The sequence below is a fragment of the Micromonospora sp. WMMD964 genome, assembly GCF_029581455.1.
Lineage (GTDB): Bacteria > Actinomycetota > Actinomycetes > Mycobacteriales > Micromonosporaceae > Micromonospora.
Map to the genome: position 1 here is coordinate 6,695,328 of NZ_CP120860.1, position 24,612 is coordinate 6,719,939.

General features: G+C 71.0%; 18 protein-coding genes. 9 read left to right on the forward strand and 9 right to left on the reverse strand.

Translation table 11 applies throughout. The features are described 5' to 3' along the window. Position 1 precedes the first annotated feature (1 nt). Complete coding sequence (locus O7616_RS30535; protein ID WP_282305057.1) at positions 2-691, forward strand: class F sortase; 690 nt, start codon at positions 2-4, stop codon at positions 689-691. A gap of 73 nt (positions 692-764) precedes the next feature. Here O7616_RS30535 and O7616_RS30540 read toward each other — a convergent pair whose 3' ends face one another. Further along, positions 765-5,846: an NAD-glutamate dehydrogenase gene (locus O7616_RS30540; protein ID WP_282305058.1), complete on the reverse strand. Its 5,082-nt coding sequence runs from the start codon at positions 5,844-5,846 to the stop codon at positions 765-767. A gap of 289 nt (positions 5,847-6,135) precedes the next feature. On the opposite strand from O7616_RS30540, the gene O7616_RS30545 reads away from it, so the two are divergent. After that, on the forward strand, positions 6,136-8,100 hold the full coding sequence (locus O7616_RS30545) for a penicillin-binding transpeptidase domain-containing protein (protein ID WP_282305059.1): 1,965 nt from the start codon (positions 6,136-6,138) through the stop codon (positions 8,098-8,100). Between the two features lie 142 nt (positions 8,101-8,242). Here O7616_RS30545 and O7616_RS30550 read toward each other — a convergent pair whose 3' ends face one another. From O7616_RS30550 to O7616_RS30570, 5 genes are all read right to left on the reverse strand, one after another. Further along, a complete protein-coding gene (locus O7616_RS30550; protein WP_282305060.1) occupies positions 8,243-9,580 on the reverse strand; it encodes an arginase family protein in 1,338 nt (445 codons plus the stop codon). Between the two features lie 66 nt (positions 9,581-9,646). After that, complete coding sequence (locus tag O7616_RS30555; RefSeq protein WP_282305061.1) at positions 9,647-10,561, reverse strand: tetratricopeptide repeat protein; 915 nt, start codon at positions 10,559-10,561, stop codon at positions 9,647-9,649. 169 nt (positions 10,562-10,730) lie between these two features. Continuing rightward, complete coding sequence (locus tag O7616_RS30560) at positions 10,731-12,419, reverse strand: methylmalonyl-CoA mutase family protein (RefSeq protein ID WP_282305062.1); 1,689 nt, start codon at positions 12,417-12,419, stop codon at positions 10,731-10,733. 101 nt (positions 12,420-12,520) lie between these two features. Beyond that, complete coding sequence (locus tag O7616_RS30565) at positions 12,521-12,922, reverse strand: Asp23/Gls24 family envelope stress response protein (protein ID WP_282305063.1); 402 nt, start codon at positions 12,920-12,922, stop codon at positions 12,521-12,523. 149 nt (positions 12,923-13,071) lie between these two features. Continuing rightward, complete coding sequence (locus O7616_RS30570) at positions 13,072-13,488, reverse strand: Asp23/Gls24 family envelope stress response protein (protein WP_282256950.1); 417 nt, start codon at positions 13,486-13,488, stop codon at positions 13,072-13,074. 231 nt (positions 13,489-13,719) lie between these two features. Between O7616_RS30570 and O7616_RS30575 the strand changes: the two genes are divergently transcribed. Next, positions 13,720-14,118, forward strand: coding sequence for a hypothetical protein (locus O7616_RS30575; protein WP_282256949.1), 399 nt, complete (start codon positions 13,720-13,722; stop codon positions 14,116-14,118). 103 nt (positions 14,119-14,221) lie between these two features. Here the strand turns inward: O7616_RS30575 and meaB are convergent, their stop codons facing one another. Then, entirely contained in the window at positions 14,222-15,223 is a 1,002-nt protein-coding gene (meaB, locus tag O7616_RS30580) for a methylmalonyl Co-A mutase-associated GTPase MeaB (protein ID WP_282305064.1), read from the reverse strand. Next, positions 15,220-16,404, reverse strand: a complete 1,185-nt coding sequence (locus O7616_RS30585) for an acetyl-CoA C-acetyltransferase (protein WP_282256947.1) — start codon at positions 16,402-16,404, stop codon at positions 15,220-15,222. The genes meaB and O7616_RS30585 overlap by 4 nt, the downstream gene beginning before the upstream one ends. 62 nt (positions 16,405-16,466) lie before the next feature. Here O7616_RS30585 and mce point away from each other — a divergent pair, with 62 nt between their 5' ends. The 4 genes from mce to O7616_RS30605 all read left to right on the forward strand — a co-directional run bounded on the left by mce (position 16,467) and on the right by O7616_RS30605 (position 22,667). Further along, entirely contained in the window at positions 16,467-16,943 is a 477-nt protein-coding gene (mce, locus tag O7616_RS30590) for a methylmalonyl-CoA epimerase (RefSeq protein ID WP_282256946.1), read from the forward strand. A 471-nt stretch (positions 16,944-17,414) separates the two neighbouring features. Continuing rightward, positions 17,415-18,770 (forward strand): crotonyl-CoA carboxylase/reductase, encoded by a 1,356-nt coding sequence (gene ccrA, locus O7616_RS30595; protein WP_282307785.1) that lies wholly within the window; start codon positions 17,415-17,417, stop codon positions 18,768-18,770. A 337-nt stretch (positions 18,771-19,107) separates the two neighbouring features. Then, positions 19,108-20,373 carry a DivIVA domain-containing protein gene (locus O7616_RS30600; protein ID WP_282256945.1) on the forward strand — a complete coding sequence of 422 codons (1,266 nt, stop codon included), beginning with the start codon at positions 19,108-19,110 and terminating at the stop codon, positions 20,371-20,373. Between the two features lie 176 nt (positions 20,374-20,549). Further along, the gene (locus tag O7616_RS30605) at positions 20,550-22,667 is read left to right on the forward strand and encodes a hypothetical protein (RefSeq protein WP_282305065.1); all 2,118 of its coding nucleotides are present in this window, start codon (positions 20,550-20,552) and stop codon (positions 22,665-22,667) included. A 96-nt stretch (positions 22,668-22,763) separates the two neighbouring features. Here O7616_RS30605 and O7616_RS30610 read toward each other — a convergent pair whose 3' ends face one another. After that, positions 22,764-23,105, reverse strand: coding sequence for a hypothetical protein (locus O7616_RS30610; protein ID WP_282307786.1), 342 nt, complete (start codon positions 23,103-23,105; stop codon positions 22,764-22,766). A gap of 406 nt (positions 23,106-23,511) precedes the next feature. Here O7616_RS30610 and O7616_RS30615 point away from each other — a divergent pair, with 406 nt between their 5' ends. Together O7616_RS30615 and O7616_RS30620 are read left to right on the forward strand one after the other, a co-directional pair. Then, on the forward strand, positions 23,512-24,321 hold the full coding sequence (locus O7616_RS30615) for a helix-turn-helix transcriptional regulator (protein WP_282305067.1): 810 nt from the start codon (positions 23,512-23,514) through the stop codon (positions 24,319-24,321). Next, positions 24,312-24,500, forward strand: a complete 189-nt coding sequence (locus O7616_RS30620; protein WP_282305068.1) for a DUF397 domain-containing protein — start codon at positions 24,312-24,314, stop codon at positions 24,498-24,500. Before O7616_RS30615 ends, O7616_RS30620 begins: the two co-directional genes overlap by 10 nt. Positions 24,501-24,612 lie beyond the last annotated feature (112 nt).

The following is a 24,612-nucleotide window of genomic DNA, read 5'->3' on the forward strand; positions in this document are numbered from 1 at the left end:
CGTGTCGACGACACGGGCCGGCGGCCGTCACGGGAAACCGTGGCGTGCCGCCGGCGCGGCCGTCGTCGTCACCATGGCCATGATCGGCGCCGGCATGATCGGCGCCTCGCTGAAGACCGCGCCCGCTCCCCGACCGCCGCAGCCGTTGGCCCAGGCCGGGCCCGAGGCCACCCGCACCCCCGACGACACCCGCCCGATCGATGGTCAGCAGGTCGGGGAAGCGCCGGCCGGCCTGGCTCGTTCCGCGCCGACGAGCATCGAGATCCCCCGGATCGGTGTCGCCGCGACGATCATGTCGCTGGGCACCAACCCGGACGGCACCGTCCAGGTCCCCCCGTTGGACCAGGCCGACAAGGCCGGTTGGTACGAGCCGGGCGCGAGCCCCGGCGAGACGGGCAACGCGGTGATCGTCGGGCACGTCGACTCGGCGGTGCTCGGCCCGGCCGTCTTCTTCGACCTGGGCGCCCTCGTCCCGGGCGACACCATCACCGTGCGACGGACCGACGGGGTGGCCGCCACCTTCACCGTCGACTCGGTGAAGTCGTACCCGAAGACGGCCTTCCCCACCGAATTGGTGTACGGACCCAGCGACCGGCCCGGCCTGCGCGTGGTCACCTGCGGCGGCCAGTTCGACGAGGCCGCCAAGAGCTACCCGGACAACATCGTCGTCTTCGCCACCCTGGCGGCGTGACCGGCGACGAACGAGAGCGGTCCGGCCGATCGGGTCATCCCCGATCGGCCGGACCGCGTCCGGCGTACCCGACTCAGGCGGCTGCGGAGGTCCGCACCAGGGTACGGATCTGGCGCAGCAGCACCGACAGGGCGGCGAGATCCGCCCGCGACTCGTCGAACTCACCCATCGCGCGCCGAGCGCGGTGGATGGAGGTCGCGTTCGACTGCTCCCACTGCTGCACCCGCTCGTGCGGCGGCAGGTCGTCAGGGGTGGAGTCGAGCACCTCGGCGGTGAGCGCGGCCAGCGCGGCGTACAGGTCGTAGCGCAGCGCCATCCGGGCAAGGGTCTGCCAGCGGTCCTCCCGAGGCAGCAGGGAGATCTTCGACAGCAGCGAGTCCACCCGGAACAGGTCGGACAGCACGAAATAGACCGAGGCCACCTCGCTGACGTCCCGCCCGGTGGCGTTGGCGGTCTCCACCACGTCCATCAGACCGAAGCTGTACATCAGGCGGGTCGCCTGCTCGGCCAGCTCGCGGGGCAGCCCACGCTCGGTCATCGAGTCCATGTGCGCGGCGATGCTCTGCCGCTCGTTGCCGTAGAACAGCTCCTCCAGCCCCGGCAACAGCCGAGCGACACCGTCGCGCAGCCGGGCGATCTCGGCCGGCACGTCGATCGGCGAGCGCCGGTTGGAGACCAGCCACCGCACCGCCCGGTCGAGCAACCGACGGGTGTCCAGGTAGACGCTCGTCTGCAACTCGGGAGCGACCTTGTTGTCCAGCGCCTCGACCGCGTCCCACAGCTCACGCAGGCCGAACACCTCGCTGACCACCACGTAGGCCCGGATCACGTCGGCGGCGCTGGCCGCGGTCTCCTCGACCACCCGGAAGATGAACGAGATGCCGCCCCGGTTGATCGCCTCGTTGACGAGGACCGTGGTGACGATGTCCCGGCGCAGCCGATGCCGGCCCATCCGGTCGGCGAACCGCTCGCGCATCGGCGTCGGGAAGTAGTTGACCAGGACGTCGGTCGTCCACTCCTCGTCCGCCAGCCCTTCGGTGAGGATCTCCCGCTCCAGGACGATCTTCACGTACGCGAGCAGCACCGCGAACTCCGGCGCGGTCAGCCCGGACTCGCTGCGTACCGCCAGCTCCTCGTCCGGCGGCAGGGCCTCCAACGCCCGGTCCAACCCGCCCGAACGCTCCAACTCGTTGATCATCCGACGGTGCACCGGGAGCAGCGAAGCGGCCTGGGCCTGGGCGTTGTTGATCGCCCGAGCCTGGTCGTAGTTGTCCCGCAGCACCAGCTCCGCGACCTCGTCGGTCATCCCGGCGAGCAGCTCGTCCCGGTCGGCCATGGTCAACTCACCGTCGGCCACCGCGGTGTTCAGCAGGATCTTGATGTTCACCTCGTGGTCGGAGGTGTCCACCCCGGCCGCGTTGTCGATGAAGTCCGTGTAGATCCGGCCACCCGTCAACGCGTACTCGATCCGGCCGAGCTGGGTCCAGCCCAGGTTGCCGCCCTCGCCCGCCACCCGACACCGCAGGTCGCGCCCGTCCACCCGGATCGCGTCGTTGGACTTGTCACCCACCTCCGCGTTGGTCTGGCTGGACGCCTTGACGTAGGTGCCGATGCCGCCGTTCCAGAAGAGGTCCACCGGAGCGGTGACGATCGCCTTCATCAGGTCCTGCGGCGACATCTGCGTGACGTCGTCGCCGAGGCCGATCGCCGCCCGGACCTGCGGCGTGATCGGGATCGACTTCGCGGTACGCGGGAAGATGCCACCACCGGCCGAGATCAGCTCCGGGTTGTAGTCCTCCCAGGAGGAACGGGGCAGGTCGAACAGCCGCCGACGCTCCGCGTAGGAGGTGGCCGCGTCCGGCTCCGGGTCGAGGAAGATGTGCCGGTGGTCGAAGGCGGCCACCAACCGGATGTGCTCGGACAGCAGCATCCCGTTTCCGAACACGTCGCCCGACATGTCGCCGACGCCGACCACGGTGAAGTCCTGGGTCTGCGTGTCCAGGCCCAGCTCCCGGAAGTGCCGCTTGACCGACTCCCAGGCGCCCCGGGCGGTGATGCCCATCTTCTTGTGGTCGTAGCCGGCCGACCCGCCGGAGGCGAACGCGTCGCCCATCCAGAAGTTGTGGGCCTTGGAGATCTCGTTGGCGATGTCGGAGAACGTCGCGGTGCCCTTGTCGGCCGCCACCACCAGGTACGGGTCGTCGCCGTCGTGCCGGACCACGTCCTCGGGCGGCACGATCTGCCCGCTGACGATGTTGTCGGTGACGTCGAGCATCGCGCCGACGAACTCCTGGTAGCAGGCGACCGCCTCGTCCCGGTCGCCCGGCTTCTGCTTCAACACGAAGCCGCCCTTGGCGCCCACCGGCACGATCACGGTGTTCTTCACCATCTGCGCCTTGACCAGGCCGAGCACCTCGGTCCGGAAGTCCTCCCGACGGTCGGACCAGCGCAACCCGCCCCGGGCCACCGGCCCGAACCGCAGGTGCACACCCTCGAACCGGGGCGAGTAGACGAAGATCTCGAACTTCGGTCGCGGCGCCGGCAGGTCCGGAATGGCCTGCGGGTCGAGCTTGAACGCCACGTACGCCTTCGGTCGCCCGTCGGCGCGCTTCTGGTAGAAGCTGGTCCGCAGGGTCGCCTCGATCAGCGTCAGGTACGAGCGCAGGATCCGATCCTGGTCGAGGCTGGCCACGTCGTCCAGCGCGCCCCGGATCGTCTCCACCAGCTCACCGCTGCGCTTCCGGCGCTGCTCGTTCGTCTGCTCGCCCGGCGCGAACCGGGTCTCGAACAGCTCCACCAGCAGAGCGGCGATCTTCGGGTACGCGACGAAGGTCTGCTCCATGTAGTCCTGCGAGAAGACCGTGCCGGCCTGCCGCAGGTACTTCGCGTACGCCCGCAGCACCACCACCTGTCGCCAGGTCAGACCGCCGCGCAGCACCAGCTCGTTGAACCGGTCCACCTCGGCCTCGCCCCGCCAGGCCGCCGCGAACGCGTTCTCCACGTGCGGGCGTACCTCGGCCAGCTCGTGGTGCCCCTCGGGCAGCATGAGGCCGAAGTCGTACAGGTAGACCCGACCGTCGATCCGGTCCACCTCGTACGGGTGCTCGTCGACCACCCGCACACCGAGCGAGTGCAGCACCGGCAGCACGGCGGAGAGCATCATCGGCTCGCCGTACCGGTAGACCTTGAACCGGACGTCCATCGCCTCGGCCAGGTCCGCACCGGGCACCCGGGTGCCCGGCCGGGGCGCGAGCTGCTTGCGGAACAGATGCATCTCCAGCTGGCCGGGCTCCTCCAGCAGCTCCAGCTTCGCCAGGTCCTTCATCGCCTCGTACGGCGTGTGCCCGTCCTTGTAGCCCTCCGGGAACGCGTCGGCGTACCTGGTGAACAGGTGCTTTGCCTGCTCGTCGCCGAGCTTGCGCTCCAGCACCAGCCGGTAGTCGTCGTCCCAGAGCCGGGTCGCGTCGGCCAGCTCCTCGGCCAGCAGGTCGGCGTCGATGTCGCCGGGCGGCCGGGTCGGGTCGGTGCGGACGATGAAGTGCACCCGCGCGAGCATCGACTCGGTGACCCGGGTGGTGTAGTCCACCCCGACACCGTTCAGCTCGCGCAACAGGATGTCCTGCATGCGCAGGCGATTCTGCGTGGTGAACCGGTCCCGGGGCAGGTAGATCAGGCAGGAGATGAACCGCCCGTACGCGTCCCGGCGCAGGAACACCCGCAACTGTCGCCGACCGGCCATCCGCAGCACGCCGATCACCGCGTGGTACAGGTCGTCGGTCTTGATCTGGAACAGCTCGTCGCGCGGGTACGTCTCCAGGATCTGGATCAGATCCTTGCCGGAGTGGCTGCGCTGGCTCAGGCCGGAGCGGTCCAGCACCTCGGCCACCTTGCGGCGTACCACCGGCAGCTCACGGACGCTGGTCCGGTACGCGGCCGTGGAGAACAGGCCCAGGAAGCGCCGCTCGCCGATCACCTCACCGGACGAGTCGAAGACCTTGAAGCCGATGTAGTCGAGGTAGGCCGACCGGTGCACCGTGGCCCGTGAGTTGGCCTTGGTGATGATCAGCAGGCGCTTCTCCAGCACCTTCTCGTGCGCCTCGGGCGTCATCGACGACAGCGACCGCGCGTCCGGCGAATCCGAGCGCAGGATGCCGAGGCCGGTGCCGAGCACCGCTTCGAGGGCCTTGCCGTCGACCGGGTCGGCCGCGTCGCCCCCGGGGGCGTCCACCAACCGGTACTCCCGGTAGCCGAGGAAGGTGAAGTGGTCGTGGGCGAGCCAGCGCAGCAACTCCACCGAGTCGGTGATGTCCTTCTCCGGCACCGGTGGGCGGTTGTCGGAGGTGCGGGTCGAGGCCAGTTCGTCGGCGAGCGCGAGGGCACGCTGACGCATCTTCGGCCAGTCCTCGACCGCCTCCCGCACGTCGGTGAGCACCCGCTGCAACTCGCGGCGCAGCCGGTCCCGCTCGGCCACGTCCCGGACCGGGTCGATCTCGATCCGCATCCAGCTCTCGACGATGTCGCCGCTGATCGCGTCGTCCGGCTCCACGTCCGCGGAGACCTCGGTGAGTCGGCCCAGCGGCTCCCGCCGGACCACCACGAGCGGGTGCACCAGCAGGTGCACGTCGAGGTGGTACGAGTTGAGCAGCGCGGTGACCGAGTCGACCAGGAACGGCATGTCGTCGGTGACGATCTCGACGACGGTGTGGTGCTGGTCGGCGTGCGGTTCGTGGATCCGCAGCTTCAACTCGCCCGGAACCCGCTGCTGGGCGAGATCCCGGTGCGCCCGGGCCGCGTCGAGCATCTCCTCGGCCGTGAAGCCGACCAACTCCTCGTCCGGCGCGAACCGCCAGAAACGGCCGACAAGTGTCGCCGCGTCGTGGTCGTCCCCCGCGAGCGCGACGGCCTGGGCCACCAGGCGCTCCGCGTTGGGAACGGGCTCGTCGAGCTCGGCGTCCTCCACGTCGTCGGCCAACGCCTCAGTCGGCAGGCCCAGATCGTAAAGGGTGTCGATGCTCGACCCGGTCAGCCCGGTGACGCCCGTGTCGAGCCGGCCGTAGCCGTCTCCGTCGGTCGCCGAATCGAAGTTGTCGTCGTCCCGGCCGGAGTCATCCTGCCGGAGGTCGGGTTCCGGTTTGATCGCCGGACGCCGGTCCATCGGTGCCACTCCCCTCGACCCACCGCGTTGTGGGTCACTCTGCCGCCCAGCCTAGGCCCTGCCGTTCTGCGCCTTCGTCGGCGGACCACTGGCCAGACGTCCGGATCGGGACTTTGTCCTTTCACCCGTTGCGGGTCCGAGGTTGGCCGGCTGCGGGATACCCCGCCACGCGATGTTCATCACACGGGCTCGGCCCGTCTTTGGCCGCGCTCGCGCTCGCGGGGGACGTTGGGGACGGCGTTCGCGTATTACCGTGCGGGGGCACTCTGAGATCGGAAGGACCAGCTCCATGCCGTTGTCGTACCCTCGGCCCCACCGGCCGAACCACGCCCGCCGTCGGACCGCCGCCCTCACCGCGGCGGTGCTCACGGCCGGCGTTCTGGCCGGCTGCTCGGGTGACGACGGGCCGGAGCGCACCGTCGACGCGTTCCTGTCCGGTTGGCGCAGCGGTGACCTACAGGCGGTCGGCCTGATCGACCCGACCGGCAGCAAGCTGCCGTCGGCCGACGTGTCACGCGAGATCAAGGAGCTGTCCGGTGAGCTGGCGGCCACTCCCCCGAAACTGACGCGTCGGGGCGAGCCGAAGGTCACGGCGGACATCGCGACCACGACGGTCCAGGTGGAGTGGACCCTGCCGGGTGAGACCCGTTGGACGTACGACCGGGAGGTACGCCTCGCCCAGGGCGACGGCGACCAGTGGCAGGTGATCTGGGAGCCACGGGTGGTGCACGAGCAGCTCACCAAGGGTGACCGGATGGCGTTGCGCCGCGACGCCGGTGTCCGGGCCGGTGTGCTGGACAGCGCCGGGAACCCGATCGTGACTGCCCGCCCGGTGGTGCGGGTCGGTGTGCAGCCCAACGGGGTCGCCGACATCGAGGACCTCGTCAAGGATCTCGACGCCGCGTTCAAGGCGATCCGTCCTGCGCTGGTCCCCGCCGTCGACCTGGGCGACCTGCCCAAGCGGGTGGCCGAGGCCGAGCCGGGGGCCTTCGTCGAGGTGGTGTCGCTGCGCGAGGAGGCGTACCGGCAGATCAAGCCCCGGATCTACGACCTGCCCGGGACCAAGTTCATCTCCGGCAAGGTCGACCTGGCGCCGACCCGGGAGTTCGCCCGGGCGGTGCTCGGCACCGTCGACCCGGCGCAGGCGGACGACCTCGCCGCCCACCCGGACCGGTACGTCGCCGGTGACCTGGTCGGGCACGGCGGGTTGCAGGGCCGCTACGACGAGCGGCTGCGCGGCGGCCCCGGGCTGACCGTGGTGGTCGAGCGTCCCGTCGAGGGCGGCAAGCTGGAGCCGACCGGCACGGAGCTGTTCCGTCGGGAGCCGCAGCCCGGCCAGCCGCTGAAGACCACGCTCGACATCGCCGTCCAGAACGCGGCCGACGGGGCTCTGCGTGCCGAGTCCCGCCGGTCCTCCCTGGTGGCGCTGCGGATCAGCGACGGTGCGGTGCTCGCCGCGGCCAACGGCCCCGGTCCGGCCGGTGAGAACCTCGCCTTCAACGCCCAGGTGCCGCCGGGCTCCACGTTCAAGATGGTCAGCACACTCGGCCTGCTGGACCGGGGCGCGGTCACCCTGGACGGGCCGGTGGCGTGCCCGAAGACCTTCACCGTGGACGGTCGGTCCTTCAAGAACTCCGACGACTTCGAGCTCGGCTCGGTGCCGTTCCGCACCGACTTCGCCAAGTCCTGCAACACGGCGTTCGCGGCCCTGGCACCGAAGTTGGGCGGCGACGGGCTGGCCGCCGCCGGCCGCTCGCTGGGCCTGGAGGGCCAGTGGGACCTCGGCACGGACGCCTTCACCGGCAAGGTGTCGACCGGCGGAAGCCTGGCCGAGCAGGCCGCCGCCTCGTTCGGGCAGGGCACCACGCTGGTCAGTCCGCTGGCCATGGCCGGTGCCACCGCGGCCGTCGCCCGAGGCCGCTTCGAACAGCCGAAGCTGGTGCTCGACCCGGCACCGGCCAAGCCTGCCCCGGCCGGCGAGCAGCTCAAGCCGGAATCGGTCACCGCGCTGAAGTCGATGATGCGCGAGGTGGTCACGTCCGGCACCGGCAGCGCCCTCAAGGATGTGCCGGGTGAGGTCTACGGCAAGACCGGCACCGCCGAGTACGACGACAACCCCGCCCACACCCACGCCTGGTTCGTCGGTTGGCGGGGCGACGTGGCGTTCGCCGTGTTCGTGGAGAAGGGTGGCGCCAGCACGGCTTCGGCCGTCCCGATCGCCGAGCGCTTCCTCCGCGCCCTCCCGGCCACCTGACCACGACCGCGACGCCGCCGCCGCGCGGTGGCCTCCGGGGCGATGATCGACACGAGATCGGCGATCTGGCGGTTTCCGACGACCCGGACACCCCCACCTCGCCGATGTCGTGTCGATCAACGTCCGGTGGCTCGCGAGCGACTCAGGCGGTGTCTGCTTTGTGCAGATCTACGCCTTTTTCGCTGGCGGAGTTCGACCCCGAAGAGTCCTCGGCCGGCGGCGAGGTTCGCCGGAGCAGGCCCGGGCCGGCCGAAGCGGGCGGGCCGACCGGTTCGCGCTCGACCGCAACCGCAATCACGGCCGCCACCCCCGACGGCTCGGCGTAGGCGGGTCCGGGAATGCCCGACTGCTCCGCCTCGACCTCGCCGTCCCGGCCGGCATCAGCCATCCCGCCACCGGAACCGTCCACGCCGACGAGGCCCACAGCGTCGAGCCCGTTCACCCCACCGGGACGCCCCGCGTCGAGCCGCTCCACCCCGGCGGACCGCTCCACACGGTCGGCGGGAGCGGCGCGCCGAGGGGCGGGGGTCGGCCGGGGTGACAGCAGTCGGGGCGGGACCGCCTCCGGTGCGGTGACCGGGGCCAGGCCGGCGACGACGGTGTTGACGATCTCAGCCGCGTACGAGCCGTCCGGGTCGTAGTCGGGGTCGAAGACGGTCAGCTCGACGCCGAGGCAGTGCGGGGTGTCGACCAGACCGGCGAGCAGGATCTCCAACTCGGCGAAGGCGATCCCACCCGGGTCGGGGGCGTCCACGGCGGGCATCACCGCCGGGTCGAGCACGTCCACGTCGATGTGCACCCAGTAGCCCGCGCAGTCGGCGAGTTGCTCGTGCGCCCACTGCGCCGTCCGGGCGGCACCTTCGGCCCGCAGCGCGGGGACCGGGCGGGTGGTGATCCCGGCGGCCTGCAGGTCGAGCCGGTACTCGTCCTGGGCACGGATGCCGAGCACCACCACGTCGATGTCCCGGAAGTACGGGCGGCGTCCCTCCAGTGCGGCCAGGTCGGCCTGCCCCCGCCCGGTGACCAGGGCCAGGTCCTCACCGGCGGCAGCACCGACGTAGGAGGCGTTGCCGGGGTGCCGGAAATCGGAGTGCCCGTCCACGAAGACCAGCCCGATCCGTCCGCCGACGGCCTCGCCGAGGCGGTGCATGGCCAACGCCGAGCCGAGCAGCACCGAACAGTCGCCGCCCAGCACCACCGGGAACTCGCCCCGGTCGATGATCGAGCCGAGCCGCTCGGCGAGCGCCAGTGAGTAGTCGGCGATCTCCCGGGCGTGGCACACCCCGTCGCCGGGCCGCCAGTCACCGGGGTCGTACCGGGGCGGGGTGACACAGCCGGCGTCGCGGGCGCGTAGCCGGGCCAGCAGGTCGTGGTCGCGCAGTGCACCGGGGGCCTTCGCGCAACCTGGCACCGACGTGGGCGTCGGCGGTCGCAGACCCAGGTTCGTCGGCGCGTCGAGGACGGCGATCCGGCGCATCATGAGCTCCCGTCCTCGGTGGTCGGGCGGGCCGGCCGGAACGCCGGCCCGCGCTGGCGTGCTACGAACTCAGAACAGGGCGCTGGCCAGGGCCCGACGCGCCGTGGCGACCGCCGGATCGTCCGGGCCGGCGATGGAGAAGAGCGAGACCAGGTGCTGGCGTACCGTCTCGCGGTCTTCACCGGCGGTGCGCCGGACCAGACCGACGAGCCGGGAGTATGCCTGCTCGGCCAGGCCGCTGAGCACCTCGATGTCGGCGGCCAGCAGTTGCGCGGCCACGTCGTCGGGGGCACTCTCGGCGGCGGCCAACGCGGTGGTCGGGTCCGCTCCGGCCACCCGGCGGGCGACCCCGACCTGGGCCAGCCCCGCCGTCGCCGCCGCGTCCGCCGGGGCATCGGCCAGGATCTTGCGGTACGCCTGCTCGGCCGCGTCCAGATCACCGCTCATCAGCGCGTCGTCCGCCTCGTCGAGGCGGGGATCCTCCGGTTCGGCGACTGTCACTCCGCCGGCCTTGAGCACGGCCTGGAGCCACTGCCGCAACTGCGGCTCGGGCACCACTCCGGAGAAGGCGTCGACCGGCTGCCCGCCGACGACCGCGTAGACCATGGGGATGCCCTGGACCCGGAACATCTGGGCGATTCGCGGATTTTCCTGCACATCGACACGTGCCAGCACCCAGCTGCCGCCGCCCTCGGCGTTCAGTCGCTCCAACACCGGGGCGAACTCGTCGCTCTCCGGGAAGCCGGCGGCGCCGAAGAACACGACGACGGGCATGGCCATCGACCGTTCGAGGACGTCGGACTGGATGGTCGCCTCGGTGACGTCGACGATGGCGGTGTCACCGCCGGCGGCGGGTGCGCCGGTGGACGGACCGCCCTGCGGGGGCGTGCCGGGGCGGGAGCTGGTTGGTGCGGGGCCGCGCAGTGTGCTGAGGTCGACCGCGCCGCGGGTGAAGATCGACGAGGTGATCCGTGGGTCGCTCATGGTTACCTAGTCTCGCACGTGAGCCCGGATTCTCAGCTCACCCGCAACCCCGACGTTGCAACTCTCACGCCCTGCCGCACACCCCCTCGATCGTGCGTCTCAGGAAGGGGAATACGCACCGTTCGCCGTATTCATCCCACCCGAACGCCCGATCGACGGAGGGTGTCGGTCAGAAGCGCGCCGGCTCGCGGTAGGTGCCCCACTCGGCGCGCAGCGCGTCGCAGATCTCGCCCAGGGTCGCCTCGGCGCGGACCGCGTCCAGCATCGCGGGGATCATGTTCCCGTCGGTCCGGCTGACCTCGACCATCCGGGCCACCGCCGCGCGGACCGCGTCCTCGTTCCGCGCGCTCTTCCGTTCGGCGAGCACCCGGCGCTGCTCCAGCTCCACCTCGTGCGAGATGCGCAGGATCTCCAGCTCCTTGGCGACGGTGCCGGTGTGACAGTTGACCCCGACGATCTTCTTGTCACCCTTCTCCAGCGCCTGCTGGTAGACGAAGGCCGACTCGGCGATGTGCCCGGTGAACCAGCCGTCCTCGATGCCCCGCAGGATGCCCGAGGTCATCGGGCCGATCTGGTGCGGCCCCTCCCCGCCGAGCTGCCGGATCCGGGCGAAGATCTCCTCCGCCTCGGCCTCGATCTTGTCGGTCAGCGCCTCGACGTACCAGGAGCCGCCGAGCGGGTCGGCCACGTTGACCACACCCGTCTCCTCCATCAGCACCTGCTGCGTCCGCAGGGCGATCTCCGCGGACTCGTCGGTGGGCAGCGCCAGCGTCTCGTCCAACGCGTTGGTGTGCAGCGAGTTGGTGCCACCGAGCACCGCGGCGAGGGCCTCGACAGCCGTCCGTACGACGTTGTTGACCGGCTGCTGGGCGGTCAGCGACACGCCTGCGGTCTGCGTGTGGAACCGCAGCCAGAGCGCCTTCTCACTGGTCGCGCCGTAGACGTCGCGCAGCCAGCGGGCCCAGATCCGGCGGGCGGCACGGAACTTGGCGATCTCCTCGAAGAAGTCGACGTGCGAGTCGAAGAAGAAGCTCAGCCCCGGTGCGAACACGTTGACGTCCAGCCCGCGCGAGAGGCCCAGCTCCACGTAGCCGAAACCGTCGGCCAGGGTGTACGCCAACTCCTGCGCGGCGGTCGAACCGGCCTCGCGGATGTGGTAGCCGGAGACCGACAGCGGCTTGTAGCGCGGGATCTCGGCGGCGCAGTATTCCATCAGGTCGCCGATCAGGCGCAGGTGCGGCTCTGGGTCGAAGAGCCACTCCTTCTGCGCGATGTACTCCTTGAAGATGTCGGTCTGCAGCGTGCCGTCCAGCGCGGACAGGTCGGCGCCCTGCCGCTCGGCGGCGACCAGGTACATGCAGAACACCGGCACGGCCGGACCGGAGATGGTCATCGAGGTGGTGACACCGGCCAGGTCGATGCCGTCGAAGAGCGCTTCCATGTCGCTGGCGCTGTCGATGGCGACGCCACAGTGCCCGACCTCACCGAGTGCCTGCGGGTCGTCCGAGTCGCGGCCCATCAGCGTGGGCATGTCGAACGCGACCGAGAGGCCACCCCCGCCCGCGCCGAGGATCATCTTGTAGCGCTCGTTGGTCTGCCGGGCGTTGCCGAAGCCGGCGAACTGCCTGATCGTCCAGGTCCGCCCGCGGTAGCCGGTCGGATACAGACCTCGGGTGTACGGGTACTCGCCCGGCCAGCCGATCCGCTCGAAGCCCGGGTACGTGGCACCCTCCGGCGGCCCGTAGACCGGGTCGACCGGCATCCCGGAGAGCGTGGTGAAGTCGGCGTCCCGCTTGCGCGCGGCGTCGTAACGGGCCTGCCAGCGCGCCCGTCCGGCGTCGATCTCGTCGGCGTCCATGAGCAGGGCTCCTCCTCGGGTCCTCGACTGCACGTCGAGTGTAGAGCCCTCACCTGAACGATCGCTAAGTCACCGCCTACCGGCGGGTAATCGGCCGCCGCCTACGCGGTGGAGTCGCCCATCGCCACGTCGTCGACCCGGATGTTGACCTCGTCGACCCGCAACCCGTACGCCTCGACCGCCGCCGTCACCTGGGCGCGCACCTCGCCGGTGATCTCCGGCACCGGGCGACCGCCCTCGATCACCAGCACCAGGTTGATCACGACGGCGTCCCCGGTCACATAGGCGGAGCAGCCCCGCCGGGCGTCGCCCAACTGGTCCAGCCCGACCCGATCGAACACCGCGTTGAAGAACCGGGCGACGTCCCCGCCCAGCTCGACCACGCCGGGCACCGCCCTCGCCGCCGCGACGGCGATCTTCTCGACCACCTCGTCCGCGACCTTCGTCGTCCCGCCGACCGTCATCGACGCCACGGTCAGCTCCTGCGTCGCCTCGTGGTCCACCACCGCTCCCCTTCCTCGCATCACCGCGCCGAGACACCCGGCCTCCACCTCGGTGGGGCGGTGCGAGCCTACAAGCCCGACGTGCCGTCGGAGTGTCTTCGGTGGACCGGTTACGGGCGGCTCGGGATGCGCCGCCCAACCGCTACGCCTCAGGCCCCGGCCGCCCCGGGCGGGTTCAGCTCGATGTCGTCGACAGTGACGTTGACCTGGGTGACCGTCAGGCCGTACTTCTCCACCGCCTCGATCACGGCGACCCGCACGGCCTCGGTCACGTCCGCGACGACGTGCCCGGCGTCGATCACCAGGACCACGTTGATGACGGCGGATCCACCCTTCACCTCGGCCGAGACACCCCGGCTGGCGTCGCCCACCTCGTCCAGGCCGACCTTGTCCAGCACACTGTTGAAGAACCGGGCCACGTCACCACCGAGATCGGCGACACCGGGCACCGCACGGGCGGCGGTTCCGGCGATCTTCTCCACGACCTCGTCGGAAACCGACGTGACGCCCCGCGCCGCACCCGTCGCGGGCGGCACCGTACCGGCGTTCTCCACCGCGTCCGTCATGATCACATCTCCCCTGGTGCGACCCATTGTGGACCAACCGTCTTGTCAGCCCGCCGCGCGCCGGCCTCGCCGCCGGCCACGCGCCGCGAGCCTACTAAAACCGGAGCGACCTTCGCCTCCGGGCGCGCGGCGCGCCGCCGAGGGACCACGCAGGCTGATCTTGGCGACTACGCTGCGATCCCGATGCGTCCACGTTGGACGCCCCTAGGCGCCATGATTGAGGTCTGTTTAATGCGCAGGAAGTTGTTGAGTTTCGCCACGGCAGTCACCCTGTCGGTCGGCGCGCTGCTCGGCGCGGCCAGCCCGGCCCAGGCGGCCGAGTCGCCCAGCGCCCTCTGCGGCTCCGGGTACTACGTCATCGACAGTCACGGGCTGCCCGGCGCGACGGTGTACCTGCTCTACAAGTCCAACGGCTACAACTGCGTGGTCACCATCAAGACCGCGGACCGGGGCAAGGCCACCATGGTCGGCGCATACCTGATCCTGTCGAACGATCTCGGCGCCTTCGACGAGGACCCCTACAAGTACTACGCGGGGCCGGTGCGGGCCGCGGCCGCCGGGAAGTGCGTCCAGTTCGGCGGACTCAGCCGGGGCACCGTGTGGACCAGCCCCTGGGGCCACTGCGGCTGAAGCCTGTTCGACAAGAACTAGCCGGCCTTATGAAACAGGCCTCAGACCCAGCTGACGCGGGGCCGTCGCCGGTGATCGGCGTCGGCCCCGTCGCGTCACCGGCTCAGCGGGCGAGCTGGGCGAGCAGGTCGTCCGCCGCCGTGTACGGGTCCGTCGCGCCCTCGGCGACCTTGGTCGCGAGCGTGGCCAACTCCGTACCGTCGCGCAGTGAGCCGATCCGGGCGCGGAGGGCGCCGAGCGCGATGGCCTCGATCTCGGCGGCGGCCCGCGCCTCCTGGCGGCGGCGCAGCTCGCCGTGCTCGACCAGCCAGCCGCGGTGCTTGTCGATCGCGGCCGCGATGTCGTCGATGCCCTCGCCACGGGCCGCGATCGAGCGGACCACCTGCGGTCGCCACTGCCCCGGACCGCGTTCACCGAGGGCGATCATGCCCTGGATGTCGCGCACCGTGGCGTCGGCGCCGTCCCGGTCGGCCTTGTTGACCACGAAGACGTCGGCGATCTCCAGGATGCCCGCCTTGACCGCCTGGATCGCGTCGCCCATCCCCGGCGCGAGCAGCACCAGCGTCGTGTCGGCGAGCGAGGCGACCTCCACCTCGGCCTGCCCGACGCCGACGGTCTCCACCAGCACCACGTCACAACCGGCGCCCTCCAGCACCCGGACCGCCTGGGGCGTCGCCGCCGCCAGCCCGCCGAGGTGCCCCCGGCTGGACATGGACCGGATGTAGACGCCCGGATCGGTGGCGTGGTCCTGCATGCGCACCCGGTCGCCGAGGATCGCGCCGCCGGTGAACGGGCTGGACGGGTCGACCGCCAGCACGCCGACCCGGTGCCCGCGTGCCCGCAGGGCGCGTACCAACTCGTTCGTGGTGGTCGACTTGCCCACCCCGGGCGAGCCGGTCAACCCGACCACCTGGGCCTGCCCGGCGTACGGGGCCAGTGCCGCGGCGATCTCCGGCAGCAGCGTGTCGCCGTTCTCCACCAACGTGATCAGCCGGGCCACCGCGCGGGGGTCACCCGCGCGGGCCCGTTCCACCAGCAGCGGTACGTCCCGACTGCGGCGCACCGACGTGGCGCCCGGCGCCGGCACCTCGGCCGCTCCGCTCACTGGCCCGGCACGTGGATGATCAGCGCGTCACCCTGGCCACCGCCGCCGCAGAGGGCCGCCGCGCCGGTGCCGCCACCGCGCCGCTTCAACTCAAGGGCGAGGGTGAGTACGAGACGAGCGCCGGACATGCCGATCGGGTGCCCGAGCGCGATCGCGCCGCCGTTGACGTTGACCTTGTCCGGGCTGACCCCGAGGTCACGGGTGGACTGGATGCCGACCTGGGCGAACGCCTCGTTGATCTCGATGAGGTCCAGGTCCGCGACGCTCAGGCCGCCCTTCTTCAGGGCGTGGTTGATCGCGTTGGACGGCTGCGAGTGCAGGGAGTTGTCCGGGCCCGCCACGTTGCCGTGCGCGCCGACCTCGGCCAACCAGGTCAGCCCCAGCTCGGTGGCCTTGGCCTTGCTCATCACGAGCACCGCGGCCGCGCCGTCGGAGATCGGCGACGAGCTACCGGCGGTGATGGTGCCGTCCTTGGTGAAGGCCGGGCGCAGCTTGGCCAGCGACTCGACGGTGGTGTCCGGGCGGATGCCCTCGTCCTCGCTGATCACCAGCGGGTCACCCTTGCGCTGCGGGATGACCACCGGGGTGATCTCGTCGGCGAAGTGGCCGTTCTTCTGCGCGGCGGCGGCCCGCTGGTGGCTGGCGGCGGCGAAGGCGTCCTGCTCCGTGCGGGAGATGTCGTGCTTGACGCCGAGCCGCTCGGTCGACTCGCCCATCGAGCAGCAGTCCCAGGCGTCACTCAGCCCGTCGTGCGCCATGTGGTCCTTGACCACCACGTCGCCGTACTTGTAGCCGGTGCGCTGGCCCATCAGCAGGTGCGGGGCGTTGGTCATCGACTCCATGCCGCCGGCCACCACGATGTCGAACTCACCGGCGCGGATCAACTGGTCGGCCAGGGCGATGGCGTCCAGGCCGGAGAGGCAGACCTTGTTGATGGTCAGCGCCGGCACCGACATCGGCACGCCGGCCTCGACCGCCGCCTGTCGCGCCGGGATCTGACCGGCGCCGGCCTGCAACACCTGCCCCATGATCACGTACTGGACCTGGTCCGGGCTGACGCCGGCACGCTCCAGCGCCGCCTTGATGGCGATACCGCCGAGCTTCGTGGCCGGGAGGTCCTTGAGGTTGCCCAGCAGCCGCCCCATCGGGGTCCGCGCGCCGCTGACGATCACCGAAGCCATGCCTGCCTCCGAAGGGGGTGCCTAGCTGTACGCCTTAACGATTGTTCGGTCAGACTAACGCCATGGCTGAGAACTCCCCCGCCGAGCCCGGTGCGGACTACGTCACAGACATCGGGCTTCGCAAGATCGACCATGTCGGGATCGCCGTCGCCGACCTGGACGCCGCGATCGACTTCTACCAACGGACGTTCGGCATGCGCTGCGTGCACGTCGAGACGAACGAGGAACAGGGCGTCCGCGAGGCGATGCTGTCCGTCGGACCGACCACCGAGGGCGGCTGCGTGCAGTTGCTCGCACCGCTGACCCCGGAGTCGACGATCGCCAAGTTCCTGGACCGCAACGGGCCGGGCGTGCAGCAGGTCGCGTACACCGTGGTGGACGTCGACGCGGCCTGCGCCGCACTGCGCGAGCGGGGGATGCGACTCCTCTTCGACACCCCGCGACGCGGCACCGCGGACAGCCGGATCAACTTCGTCCACCCGAAGGACGCCGGCGGCGTCCTCGTGGAACTGGTGGAACCCGCCCGCACCCCCCACTGACCCCACCCCGCCCCGCGCCGGGCCACCCCGCCCCCGGGCCGGGGCCACACGGGCCGTGCCGCCTCCGCGCCGCCCGCGCACGGCCCCGCCGTGGCCACACGCGCCGCCCCCCGCCGCCCCGCCCCCAAGATCCGCGCAACTGCGGGGATGTTGCTGCCTCAGACGCGATGGTGGCAGCAACATCCCCGAAGTTGCTGCCTCCACCTGCGCACGCAGGCAAGGCGTGGGACGGCGGGCCTGCCTGCGCGCACGTCAGTGCGCGGTTGGCGGGCTGGTCGGACACCTTCACGCATCGGCGGATGCAGTTTTTCACAGAGGACTTCCGGGCCTAGCTACCGTTCAGTAACGTCCGGCCCCACCGGAGCGCGACCGGTGCCGGATGTGTCGAATGCCGACATGGTGGTCGTGCCCACCGGCGCCGACGATGGCAGCACCCGGGCCCGTGCGGGTGCGGACGAACCGGAGGTCACCGTGCAGGACATCCTCGAAGCGATCATGGCGGCGGAGGACTCGAACGATCCGGACCGCGAACTCGCCGGCGTCGCCGCGCTGCCCGTACCGCAGAGCTACCGGGGCGTGGTGGTCCGCGCCGAGGAGTCCCGGATGTTCGACGGGATGGCCACCCGCGACAAGGACCCCCGCAAGGCGCTGCACGTACAGGAGGTGCCGACGCCGGAGCTGGCGGCGGGCGAGGCGCTGGTCGCCGTCATGGCCAGTGCGATCAACTACAACACCGTGTGGACCAGCATCTTCGAGCCGCTGCCCACCTTCAAGTTCCTCCAGCGCTACGGCCGGATCTCCGAGCTGACCCGTCGGCACGACCTGCCGTACCACGTGGTCGGCTCGGACGCGGCGGGCGTGGTGCTGCGCGTCGGTCCCGGGGTGACCCGCTGGGCACCCGGCGACGAGGTGGTCGCGCACTGCCTCTCCGTCGAGTTGGAGGACGCGGCCGGACACGACGACACCATGCTCGACCCGCAGCAGCGGATCTGGGGTTTCGAGACCAACTTCGGCGGGCTGGCCGAGCTGGCGGTGGTCAAGGCCAACCAGCTCATGCCGAAGCCACGGCACCTGAGCTGGGAGGAGGCGGCCAGCCCCGGGCTGGTCAACTCCACCGCGTACCGGCAGCTCGTCTCGCACCACGGGGCCAACATGAAGCAGGGTGACGTGGTGCTGATCTGGGGCGCCTCCGGCGGCCTCGGCGGGTACGCCACCCAGATGGCGTTGAACGGCGGCGCGATTCCGGTCTGTGTCGTGTCCTCGCCGGAGAAGGCCGAGCTGTGCCGCCGGATGGGCGCGGAGCTGGTCATCGACCGCGCCGCGGAGGGCTTCCGCTTCTGGAAGGACGAGGAGACCCAGGACCCGGACGAGTGGCGACGCTTCGGCGAGCGGATCCGCGAGCTGACCGGCGGCGAGGACCCGGACATCGTCTTCGAGCACCCGGGTCGGGAGACGTTCGGCGCCAGCGTCTTCGTGGCCCGGCGTGGCGGCACCATCGTCACCTGCGCGTCCACGAGCGGCTTCCAGCACCAGTACGACAACCGTTACCTGTGGATGCACCTGAAGCGGATCGTCGGCAGCCACTTCGCCAACTACCACGAGGCGTGGCAGGCCAACCGGCTGGTCGCGCTCGGCAAGGTGCACCCGACGGTCTCCCGCACCTACCCGCTGGAGCGCACCGGCCAGGCCGCGTACGAGGTGCACCGCAACGCCCACCAGGGCAAGGTCGGCGTGCGGTGCCTCGCCCCCACCGACGGGCTGGGTGTACGCGACGGGGAACTGCGCGCCCAGCACGAGGACGCGATCAACCGGTTCCGCGGACACTGAGCGGGCCCGTCCGGCTGGTCGGCACCGAGCGGGCCCGACCGGCTGGCACCGAGCCGGCCACCGGCCGGACGGACGAGCACCCGGTGGCCATTGTGGTGCTCGGCATTGTTCTTCCATCTGATTAGCGCAAGGCCGCCCTGGGATCCGACAAAGGGCCTCGGGGTGACCTCGGGGCCCTTTTCCGGATCACGCCGCACGGCGTGCGCCCCGCCCGGGAGCTGCCAAGATCGCCGATTGGTCCGGCTCCGCCGATCGCCGAAGTTGACCATGTAAACAGGGCACGAAAGCTCCGCACCGCTCTTGCGAACCACCCTGGGGCGTCTGCCAGTATGTCCCAATGCCCCAGCAGCAGTCCTCCCCTCTCGCGTTCTTCGATAACGCGAACTCGCAGCCAGATTTCACCGTGGGTCTGCGCGGATACAACACTCACCAGGTCGACGACTTCCTCGGCCGGATGACCGCCGCGCTCACCCAGTCCGAGCAGGCCCGTGCCGAGGCCGAGCAGCGGATGAACGACGCCCAGCGCCGCCTCCGCCAAGCCGAGCAGCGCATGAGCGCGTTGGAGCAGAAGCTCACCGACACGAACAAGCAGCTCGAAGAGAACAACCGGCCCACCCTCTCCGGGCTCGGCACCCGCGTCGAGCAGATCCTCCGGCTCGCCGAGGAGCAGGCCAACGACCACCGCAACGAGGCCAAGCGCGAGTCCGAGGGCATCCTCTCCGCCGCTCGTCTCGAGGCCCGCGAGATCACCGACAAGGCCCGCGCCGAGGCCGCCGCCATGAAGGCCAGCGCGGAGCGCGAGGCGGGCAACCTGCGTACCGCCGCCGAGCGGGAGGCCGCCGAGGTCCGGGTGCAGGCCCGCCGCGAGGCGGACACGCTTCGCGCGGACGCCGACCGCGAGACCAAGCAGCTGCGCACCGTCACCGCGCACGAGGTGGCCGAGCTGAAGTCGACTGTCGAGCGGGAGGTGGCGACCCTCCGGGCGACCGCCGAGCGTGAGATCACCCAGCAGCGGGCGAAGGCCGCCCGCGAGGCTGAGGAGAAGCGTGCCGAGGCGACCAAGCTGCTGACCGACGCACGGGACAAGCGCGACAAGGACCTCCAGGCGCTGGAGCTCCAGCTCGCCGAGCGGCGGGAGAAGGCCGAGCGCGAGGAGTCCGAGCGCCACGCCGCCCAGGTCGCGCAGACCCAGAAGCTGGTCAGCGAGGCCGAGCAGCGTGCCCGGGCGGCGCAGGAGCGCGCCAAGGAGATCGAGCAGCGCGCCGAGGCTCGGCGGGTCGAGTCGGAGCGCAACGCCGCCGAGACTGTGGACAAGGCCAAGGCGCACTCCGAGAAGACCCTCAACGAGGCCAAGGCAGAGTCGCAGCGCCTGCTCACCGAGGCCCGCACGGAGGCGGAGCTGACCACGCAGGCCGCCCGCCGCGAGGTCGAGGACCTCACCCGGCAGAAGGACGCTGTCACCTCGCAGCTGGGCCAGATGCTCTCCGGGCTCGCCGGCATCGTACCGGGGGTGCCGGCCGCGGCGGCTCCGGCGACGGGCAAGCCGGAGGCCAAGAAGACCGACGGCGGTCAGGACCGGGTTCCCGCGGAGACCGCTGGCTGACGCGTGGCGTAGGTCGGGGCATCGACGGCGCGAGGTGACACCGGGTGACCGGTTCCACCTCGCGCCGTATGCGTTTCCCAGCTCGTGGAATGCCCGGTCCGAAACCGAGTGAAGTAGCTCGCACAAGGCCCGTCCGTATCGCCCCAGCCGGGCCCGATGCGTGTGAGGATGGGGGCATGTCGCACGGCGAGGAACTGTTCGCTCTCGGCGGGGACGTGACGACGGAGCCCAGCTTCGAGTCCGCTCTGCGGGGGTACGAGAAGAAACAGGTCGACCGGTATGTCGCACGTGCCGAGCACGAGATCGCGACCCTCGCCGCCGAACGGGAACAGGCGTACACACAGATCCACAAGCTCGCCGGCCAGGTCGAGGTGCTCCAACGCGACCTGACCCAGGTGCGCAAGCAGATGAACGTGGTGGACCGGGCTTCGTTCAAGCACCTCGGGCCGCTCGTCGACTCGATCCTCACCCAGTCCGAGGAGTTGGCCGAGCAGATCATCGCCGACGCCAACGTGGAGATCGAGGCCCGTCGCGCCGCCGCCGAGCACATCATCGAGGAGGCCCGTGAGCAGGCCGACCGGGCACTGAAGGACTTCGAGATCGCCCTCGCCGCGCGGCGCGCGGAGGAGGAGCGGCACAGCGCCGCCCAGCGGGCCGAGGCGGAGCAGACCCTGCGGTCGGCCCGGGCGGAGTCGGAGCAGCTGCGTAAGGCTGCGCAGGACGCGCTGGCGAAGGCCCAGCAGGAGGCCACCCAGCTACGCGACACCGCCAAGGAGATCCACACCCGGGCCCAGCAGGAGTCGACCAAGCTGCGCGAGACGGCGCGCGAGACGTTGGCCAATGCCCGGCAGGAGGCCAGCGACCTGCGCGACGCGGCCAAGGAGGTGCACGCCAAGGCCCTCCAGGAGGCCAAGCGGCTCACCGACACCGCGACCGAGGCGGGCCGGGCCACGCACGCCAAGGCGCAGCAGGAGGCCAAGCAGATCATCGACGACGCGTCGATGGCGGGCCGAGCCACCCGCGCCAAGGCACAGCAGGAGGCGGAGCGGCTGATCACGCAGGCGTCCGAGTCGGCCAAGCGCAACCGCGCCGAGACCGAGGCGTACGTGCAGCGGATGCGCACCGAGACCGAGGCGTACGTCAAGCACACCCGGGAGCAGACCCAGCAGGAGCTGGGCGCGTGGCGGGCCGGGGTGGAGCAGGAGGTCAACTCCCGGCGGGAGGCGGCCGACCGCGAGCTGGCGCAGCGGCGGTCCGCAGCCGAGCAGGAGTACGCCAAGCGCCGCGACGACCTGGACAAGCAGCACAAGTCCCGCCAGCAGGAGCTGGAGACCGGGTTCACCAGCCGTCAGCAGGAGTTGGAGACGGGCTTCACCAGCCGCCGCGACGAGCTGGAAGCCGAGTACACCGGCCGCAAGAACGAGCTGGAGACCGCGTACACGGCGCGTCGGGACGAGTTGGAGACCGAGTACACGGCCCGCAAGAACGAGATCGAACAGGGCGCGGCCGGGATCCTCCAGGCGGCCGAACAGGACGCGGCGGCTCTGCGCCAGCGGGCCGAGACGGAGGCCACCGAGCTGCTGACCCGGGCCAAGGCCGAGGCCGGCGAGAAGCGCCGCGAGGCCGACGAGCATGTCGCGTCCTCCCGGCGGCAGTTCGAGGAGTACGCGGCCACCACGCAGCAGCACCTCGCCACCACGCAGCAGCACCTGGCAGCCACCCAGCAGGAGGCGGCGGCGGGGCGGCAGCAGCTCGCCCAGGTGATGTTGGAGATCGCCCAGGCCCAGCAGCAGCTCGCGGACCTGCGGCAGGAGACCTGGAAGGCCCGGCAGGAGTCCGACGAGCTCCAGCGGCAGATGAACGAGCTGCGGTTGCAGAGTGTCGCGGGTCCGATCGACGGTCCGACCGCACCGACGGCCGATGACGCCGCGAGCAGCGCGACCGGCGGTGGCGACGACGGCGTGACCGTCTCCGGCTCGGCACCCGGGTCGGGTCCGGCCACCGGTCTCAAGTCCGAGCCCACCGACACCAGGCAGCCGGCGAACGCCAACGCGGAGGACGCCGGGCAGCCGACGACGCGACCCGTGGCCGAGCCGGTGACCACCGTCGACGGTGGCGCGGCGAGCGCCGGGGTGGACGGCGAGCCGACTGTCGCCGCGGTGCCGGGGGTAGGCGGCCGGGACGCCAAACCAACCAAGATCACCAGTACCGGTGAGAACGGCAAACGTCCCACCAAGCCGACCACCGACGAGCGCAGCGCCAAGCCCAGCAAGGTCACCATCGAGAAGGACTGACCCCGCTGCGGGCGCAGCTACATGATCGACACGACATCACGAAAACCGGGCTGTCCGGATCACTCGGACACCCCGGTTTCATGAATGGCGAGTAGATCAGGACGGGTGGTCGGGTGGCGCATCGATGATCGGACGGCGGAACGGGCCCCACGCCACGAAGCGTTCGAACAGCTCCCGGGGCGCCGGCCCGTCGTAGGGATTGAGCTGGTACAGGTCGTGTGCCGCCTCGTGGTAGAGCCCGGCGAGGTAGATGGTCAGCGCGGCCGGATCGCTGTCGAACTCCGCCTTGAGTAGCAGCCGGGCGTCCGCGCAGGGCCACGGCAGGCCATCGGCCCGGCAGCACCACATGGGTCGCAACGGGGTGTGCGGCGTCCGCGCGCCGCAGGGTCGGGGAAAGGTGGGGTACGGCCCGAGCCGCGGCTGGGGCAGCCCCGACACGGGGGTACGCGCCCTGCCGCCGCCCGGGTGCGGACCCGGCGGCGTGCAGCCGGTGGACAACCGCCACACCGGGGTACGCGGCCCGCTCACGTACGGGCCGGACGGTGCGCAACCGGTGGGCGGCCGCGATGGCGAGGTGACGGTGACGGGCAGTGACCGGCCGACGGGACGAGACGTGGGAGTGGGCATGGGGTTGTCTCCTCGACTGGGGCGTGGTCGCGCCGACGTGGAGACGGCAGACCCGCGCGGTGGGAAGCGGAGTGGTCCGGGACGACCCGGTACGTGACAGTCTGCTGAAGACACCGCTACGGTCGGAAGGCATCGACGGCTCCGGTGGGGTGACTGCGGCGACGACGTGGCCCGCCGGGTCGACCGGTGGAGACGACCCTCGACCTGCGGAGGCACTGTGGAAGACGACGCCGCGCCGACGGCCGACATGATCCGTGCGCAGCTGCGTCGACTGCGGACCGCCGCCGGGATGAGCCAGGAGGACTTCGGTCGGCTGGTGCACTACTCCGGCTCGATGGTGTCCGCGCTGGAACTGGGGCAGCGTCCACTGGACCGACTTTTCCTGGCCCGCGCCGACGAGGTGCTGACCACCGGTGGCTTGCTCGTCTACCTGCTCAAACTCGCCGAGCGCGACGGCCAGCCGAGCTGGTTCCGACCCTGGCTGGACGCCGAGCGCAGCGCCCGCCAACTGCGCTGCTTTCAACCCACGCTGATCCCCGGCCTCCTACAGACCGAGAACTACGCTCGCGCGGTGATCCGCTGCGATGATCTCCTCAGCGACGACGAGGTGGAACGACGCGTCCACGCCCGCCTCGACCGCCAGTCGCTGCTGGTCGAACCGGAACCTCCGCAGTTCGTCGCGGTCGTCGACGAGCTGCTGCTCCGACGCGACGGTGAGGACGTCCGAGCGCTGATGGCCGAGCAGATCACCCACCTCATCGCCAGCCTGGAACGCCCACACATCAGCCTGCACGTCATCCCGGCAGAGACGGGGCTGCACGTCGGCCTGTCGGGACCGTTCAACCTGGCCCGAGGCGCGGACGGTGGTTGGGTGGGGCACATGGAGCACCAGATTGACGGTCTCGTGGTCGATGGCGACCATGAGGTAGCTACGCTGCTGGCGCGCTGGGAGATGATCAGAAACCGCGCTCTCTCGCGCCGACAGTCGATCGACCTGATGAAGGAAGTTGTGACGGAATGGACCTGACCGGCGCACACTGGCGCACGTCGAGTCGAAGCGGCAACGGGGAGTGCGTCGAGGTGGCGGACAATCTGCCTGGGGTGGTGGGCGTGCGGGACAGCAAGGACCCGGACGGTCCGGTCCTGGTCTTCGCGCCAGCCGCCTGGCGGGCGTTCGTCGCCGTCGCCGGCCGACCCACCGCCTGACCCGGGAGGTCCTGGTGCCGCAGCGAGGCCCGTCGGCTGGTGACCCGGACAAGCCAGCCGGGCTTCCGTCGGCCGATCCCCCGCCGACCGCGCCCGCCGAGGTGCCGCCCCC